Here is a 5,574-nt window from a genome sequence, read left to right on the forward strand (position 1 = left end):
TTCGCCCGAAGGCTCAAGACCCTCAGCGGTCTCACGCCATACGAATACATCTGCAAGATCTGGACTTCAGAGCCAGACAGATTCAATGTCGATCCGATCCACCAAATGCCGGGACTGAACACCTAGGCAGTTCCAATCCGTGGATCATGCCTGCACTTGATAGGGGCAAGTTGGTTAAGAGAGGATTACTGGCCTCCATTCAATCCTCCTCGAACGGATCCCATTCCTCCTCGACTTCGGGCAGCGCCTCCGCGGCCGCCTCGGCCGTGATCTGCTCGGGGGTCCGGATGTCGATGATCCGCGCTTGCGGGAAGCTTTCGAGCACGGACTGAACCAAAGGATGCGCCAATGCCGTCTCCCGGAGCGCCATCGCCGTCTCGTCCCGCGCCTCGGCAATGGTCGGTGCGCCGCCGCTGTTGACCACGGTGATTGCCCAGCGGTTGCCGGTCCAGCCCTGAAGGCGCGCGGAGAGCCTCTGCGCGAGATCCGTCGCCGCATCGGCCGTGGGTTCGAACTCGATCCGGCCCGGCGCATATCGCGCGAGCCGGAGCGTCGTCTCGACCTCGATCAGCAGCGAGACCTCCCGGTTCGACCGGATGAGCTCGACCACATGGTCGAAACTGGCGAATCGCGCCAGTGCCTCTTCGGGCGACACCTTCAGCGCAGCGACCGGGCCGCGGCCCGGCGGCGTGCCGCGCGGGGCAGATGGCGGCGGCGGCGCATAGCCGCCGTGCTCGCCCGGGGACGATTGTGTCGGCGCCCCGCCTTGCGGCGTAGCGGACGGGCCGGACGGCTGGGACGAGGTGAGCCGCCGCACCAGCTCGCCCGGTGGCGGCATGTCCGCGACATGGGTCAGCCGGATAATTGCCATCTCGGCCGCCATCATCGAGTTCGGCGCGGTCGCGACCTCTTCCAACGCCTTGAGCAGCATCTGCCAGAGCCGCGAGAGTACCGGCATGGCCAGCGCGGCGGCCATCGTCCGGCCGCGGTCACGCTCGTCGGGCGGCACGGTCGGGTCATCGGCCGCCTCCGGGGTGATCCGGATCACCGAGACCCAGTGGCAGACCTCGGCAAGGTCGCGCAGCACGGCCAGCGGGTCCGCGCCATCGGCATATTGCGCCGAGAGCTCGGCCAGCGCGCCGGCCGCGTCCCCCTTCAGCACCAGGTCGAACAGATCGACGATCCGCCCGCGGTCGGCGAGCCCTAGCATGGCGCGCACCGCCTCGGCATCGGTCTCGCCCGCGCCCTGGCTCAGTGCCTGGTCGAGAAGCGATTGCGCGTCCCTCGCCGAGCCCTCCGAGGCCCTGACCAACAGCGCCAGCGCCGCGTCGGTGATCGCCCCGCCCTCGGCATCGGCAATCCGGCGCAGCATGGCGAGCATGTCCTCGGGCTCGATCCGGCGCAGGTCGAACCGCTGGCAGCGCGACAGAACCGTCACCGGAACCTTGCGGATCTCGGTGGTGGCGAAGATGAACTTCACATGCGCAGGCGGCTCTTCCAGCGTCTTCAGGAGCGCGTTGAAGGCGCTCTTCGACAGCATGTGGACCTCGTCGACGATGTAGACCTTGTAGCGCGCCGAGGAGGGCGCATAGGCCACGGAGTCGAGCACCTGGTTGCGAATGTCGTCGACGCCGGTGTTGGAGGCCGCGTCCATCTCCAGCACGTCGACATGCCGCCCCTCGGCGATCGCCCGGCAATGCTCGCAAGTCCCGCAGGGTTCCGTCGTCGGCCCGCCGGAGCCGTCCGGGCCGATGCAGTTCATCCCCTTGGCGATGATCCGCGCCGTGGTGGTCTTCCCGGTTCCGCGGATGCCGGTCATGATGAAGGCCTGCGCGATCCGGTCCGCGGCAAAGGCGTTTTTCAGCGTCCGCACCATCGCGTCCTGGCCCACGAGGTCCGCAAAGCTCTGGGGCCGGTATTTTCGTGCCAGCACCTGATAGCCGCTCTCGCCCGTCTCGCTCATGTCGTCTCGCTCCGCTGACCGGCTCAACCTAGTGGCCCCCGCCGCAGAGGTCCACCATTGCGAAGCCCGCGCTGCCTGCTATCCTGAGCCTGGCCGCTCCGGGGCGGCCTCCCGGTCCGCGGAAAGCCGTCATCGGCACCTCGTCTTCGAAAGACCCATACCGGTTTTTCACGTTGCCTGGACTGGCGGATCATCGGGCGCATACGGGAGAAACCGACATGAAATCCCTGCAACAGTTGCGCCGTGACGCCAAGGCGCTGAAGAAGCTGCATGAGGCCGGAGACGCGGAGGCCGTGCGGCGGCTTGCTGTCCATCCGCCGGGATCGGACGGGCCGCTCAAACACGCCGATTTCCTGCACGTGATCGCACGGGAGCAAGGCTTTGCCTCCTGGCCTCGGCTCAAGCTCGCCGTTGAGACCGCCGGGCTCGACCGCGCCCAGCAGATCCAGCGTCTGAAGATGGCGCTCTTCCACGGCCAGATTGCCGTGGTCGAACGGCTGCTGGAGCAGACGCCGGATCTCGCAGACGGCCTTTTCTCGATCCAGGTCGCCTTGCTCAATCGCGCAGAGGTGGCCCGGATGCTCGAAGAAGACCCCGGTCGCGCCACGAGCCTGCACGGCCCGCGCCGCCCGATCTGCCACCTGGCCTTCTCGCGCTGGATCCACGCCCGCCCGGAACTCGAAGCGGACATGCTCGCGATTGCCCGGATGCTGGTCGAGAACGGGGCCGATGTGAACGACAGTTTCCCCGCGGGCGCGGGAAACGACCACCGGCTCTCGGCGCTCTACGGGGCCATTGGCCATGGCAACAACATGGTTCTGGCGCGCTGGCTTCTGGAGAACGGCGCCGATCCGAACGACGGCGAGTCGCTCTACCATTCGACGGAACTCGGCCATCACGTGGGGCTGCGCCTGCTTCTCGCTCATGGTGCGACGCCAGCGGGCACGAATGCGCTCCTGCGCGCGATGGATTTCAATGATCACGTCGCGGTGCAAATGCTTCTGGACGCCGGCGCCCATCCGGACGATTTCGCCGGAGAGCCGGTTGGCGGCGAGCGGCCACAGGTCATCCCGGCTCTTCACTAGGCGGCGCGGCGGATGAACGATGCCCCCATGATCGGCCTCCTGCTCGATGCCGGTGCCGACCCCGAACGGAGATTCGACGGGTGCACCGCCTATGGCTTTGCGCGTGTGTTCGGCAACAGGACCCTGGCCGAGGCGCTGGAAGCGCGCGGCGCCGCATCGGACCTGACGCCGGAGGAAGCGTTGCTCGCCGCGGCGGCCGACGGCGTTGCCACGCCGGGGCGCTTTGTCGATGTCGCCCGGCTTCCGGACTCCTACCGCAACATCATCCGCTCGATCCTGCACTTGCCCGGCAGGCTCGAACACATCCGGCGCCTTGTCGCTCTCGGCGTGGAGACCGACCGCCCGGATTCAGAGGGGCTCACGCCGGTCCAGGTCGCGGGCTGGGAAGGGCTGCCCGGGGTGATGGCCTATCTGCTCTCCGAAAAGCCGGACCTCAGCCATGTCAACGGCTATGGCGGCACGCTCCTCACCACCATCCTGCACGGTTCCGAGAACTGCCCGGCGCGGGCGGAACGCGATCACATCGCCTGCGCCCGGCTCGCGCTGGAACAGGGTGTCGCCCTTCCGATGCCGGTGATCGAGGCGGCGGGCAATTCTGAGCTTGCCGCCTTCCTCGCGGACTGGGCCGAGGAGCGGCTCGGGCAGGTCACGCCGGGTTAGGCCGTCGAACCGGTGCGACGGCCCGCCGGGCTAGTCGCGCCGGTCCAGCCGCTTCAGCGCCTTGACGCTTCGCACCATCTTGCCGAAGCCCTTGTCGCGTGCCCGTGCCTCGGCGATGCTTTCGGAATTGCGCGCATCCTCTCGTTGCAGCTTCCGCCAGCGCGCCAGCCGGTCCGAATCCAGCCGCCCCTCTGCGATGTCGGCCTGCACGGCGCAGCCGGGCTCGGTCTCGTGCCGGCAGTCTGAGAACCGGCACTGCGCCGCCAGCTCCGAGATGTCCGAGAAGACGCTGTCGATGCCTTCCGCGGCATCGGTCAACTGCAACTCGCGCATCCCCGGCGTGTCGATCAGCCAGCCGCCCGCCAGCGTCCGGTGGAGCGCGCGCGAGGTGGTCGTGTGCCGCCCCTTGGCATCGTCCTCGCGGATGTCGCGCGTGGCGTCGCCCCGCCCGGTCAGCCCGTTCGACAGCGTCGTCTTGCCGACGCCAGAGGAGCCGACCAGCGCCAGCGTCTGTCCGGTCCCGCACCAGGGGGAGAGCCGCTCGAGCTCGCTCGCGTCGCGCGCGTTCAGCGCCAGAGCCGAGACCAGCGGGGAAAGCCGCTCGGCTTTCCGGCGGTAGTCGTCGGGCGTTTCGCTTTCGTCAGCCTTGGTCAGGATCACCAGCGGCAGGCAGTTCGAGGCCTCGGCCAGCGCGAGGTAGCGTTCCAGCCTGGCGATGTTGAAATCGGCATTGCAGGAAGTGACGATACCGAGCGTGTCGACATTGGCGGCGATGAGCTGGCGCTTCGCCTCCCGCCCGGCCGCCTTGCGCCTTATCGCCGTCTGGCGTTCGAGCAGGCGGGTGACGCGGCCGGTGGCCGGGTCGAAGAGCACCCAGTCGCCGACCGCATAGTCGCCGGTGGACTGGCCGCCGGGAAGGGTGAGGGAAACCGCGCCGGACGGCGTCAGCGCTTCCAGGCGGTCACGCGCGACAGAAGCGATGCGTGCGGGTGCAGCGGTGTCGTCTCCGGCCTCGGCGCGGAAACGGGCCGACCATCCAAGGTCGGAAAGCGTGAGATTGGTCAATGATCTGATCCCTGAACACGTCAAAAGAGCGACCGGGTGGCCGCGGCTCGGACGGTCGGGCGCGGGCGTCTAGAGCACCGCGGCCCGGAGGATGGCAACAGTCTCTGTCATGATGCCTCCGTTCCAGGGTCTGCAAGGGTGAGAGGCTGGACAACGACCCAAGCGGGGCTCGTTACGGCTGCTTCCTTCCGGACCTGACCGGGTTGGCGAGGCGCCTGCCCGCGCCAACCTCTCGAGGCTCCAGTTAGGCGATGCGGGGCGGGAATTCAAGTGTCGTCGAGTCGTTGACTGAGAGCGGGCATTTCGATCGTTCTTAACTCGTGCTCACGACATGAAAAACCCGGCAGGATGTCCTGCCGGGTCTCTTTGGATTGCCAAGTTGGCAGATCTCAGGTCAGGCTGCCTTGCGGCGGCGTGCGAAGGCTGCGAACCCACCCAGACCGCTCAGCAGCAGAAGGCCACCGGCCGGAAGCGGAATGGGCGTCGTGGTGACGCTGAGCACTTCTGGGTTCCCGTTCGCGGCGGCATAAATCAGCCTGAAGTCGCCGCCATTAAACAGGAATTCCGTCGTGATTGCTCTCGTCGGGTCTGCCGCTGACGCCAGTGAGACCAAAACACCATCATCATAAGCCGAAATGCCGTCATCATGCAGAACTGAACCTGCGAACTTATCGTTAGAGCGATCCCAATCTATTCGGTTTCATAGCCTGCGGCCTTGAAGAAGTTGTAGCATTCTTCTTCAGTGAAGAGGTTGCAGACGTGTCCGACGACCTGCCAAAGCTGTTCGTAGGTTCGAGCGGC

Annotated in this window: 5 protein-coding genes, 1 other RNA gene and 1 pseudogene; 3 read left to right on the forward strand and 4 right to left on the reverse strand. The window is 67.0% G+C overall.

Annotated elements, in window-relative coordinates; genetic code table 11:
- Positions 1 to 126 (forward strand): annotated as a pseudogene (locus EU800_RS25605) (IS481 family transposase); the annotation flags it as partial.
- 73 nt (positions 127 to 199) lie between these two features.
- On the opposite strand, the gene EU800_RS25610 reads toward EU800_RS25605, so the two are convergent.
- Positions 200 to 1,963 (reverse strand): DNA polymerase III subunit gamma/tau, encoded by a 1,764-nt coding sequence (locus tag EU800_RS25610; RefSeq protein WP_129636295.1) that lies wholly within the window; start codon positions 1,961 to 1,963, stop codon positions 200 to 202.
- A 218-nt stretch (positions 1,964 to 2,181) separates the two neighbouring features.
- Between EU800_RS25610 and EU800_RS27790 the strand changes: the two genes are divergently transcribed.
- Both EU800_RS27790 and EU800_RS27795 read left to right on the forward strand, forming a co-directional pair.
- A complete protein-coding gene (locus tag EU800_RS27790; protein WP_242500835.1) occupies positions 2,182 to 3,048 on the forward strand; it encodes an ankyrin repeat domain-containing protein in 867 nt (288 codons plus the stop codon).
- Between the two features lie 12 nt (positions 3,049 to 3,060).
- Positions 3,061 to 3,708: a hypothetical protein gene (locus EU800_RS27795; protein WP_242500836.1), complete on the forward strand. Its 648-nt coding sequence runs from the start codon at positions 3,061 to 3,063 to the stop codon at positions 3,706 to 3,708.
- A gap of 30 nt (positions 3,709 to 3,738) precedes the next feature.
- On the opposite strand, the gene rsgA is transcribed toward EU800_RS27795, so the two are convergent.
- The 3 genes from rsgA to EU800_RS29230 all read right to left on the reverse strand — a co-directional run bounded on the left by rsgA (position 3,739) and on the right by EU800_RS29230 (position 5,275).
- Complete coding sequence (rsgA, locus tag EU800_RS25620; protein ID WP_129636296.1) at positions 3,739 to 4,773, reverse strand: ribosome small subunit-dependent GTPase A; 1,035 nt, start codon at positions 4,771 to 4,773, stop codon at positions 3,739 to 3,741.
- A 136-nt stretch (positions 4,774 to 4,909) separates the two neighbouring features.
- Positions 4,910 to 5,008, reverse strand: an RNA gene (gene ffs / locus EU800_RS25625) — signal recognition particle sRNA small type.
- A 159-nt stretch (positions 5,009 to 5,167) separates the two neighbouring features.
- Positions 5,168 to 5,275, reverse strand: a complete 108-nt coding sequence (locus EU800_RS29230; protein WP_371685674.1) for a VPLPA-CTERM sorting domain-containing protein — start codon at positions 5,273 to 5,275, stop codon at positions 5,168 to 5,170.
- Positions 5,276 to 5,574 lie beyond the last annotated feature (299 nt).

The organism is Tropicimonas sp. IMCC6043 (assembly GCF_004146235.1).
In the GTDB taxonomy this organism is placed as follows: domain Bacteria; phylum Pseudomonadota; class Alphaproteobacteria; order Rhodobacterales; family Rhodobacteraceae; genus Tropicimonas.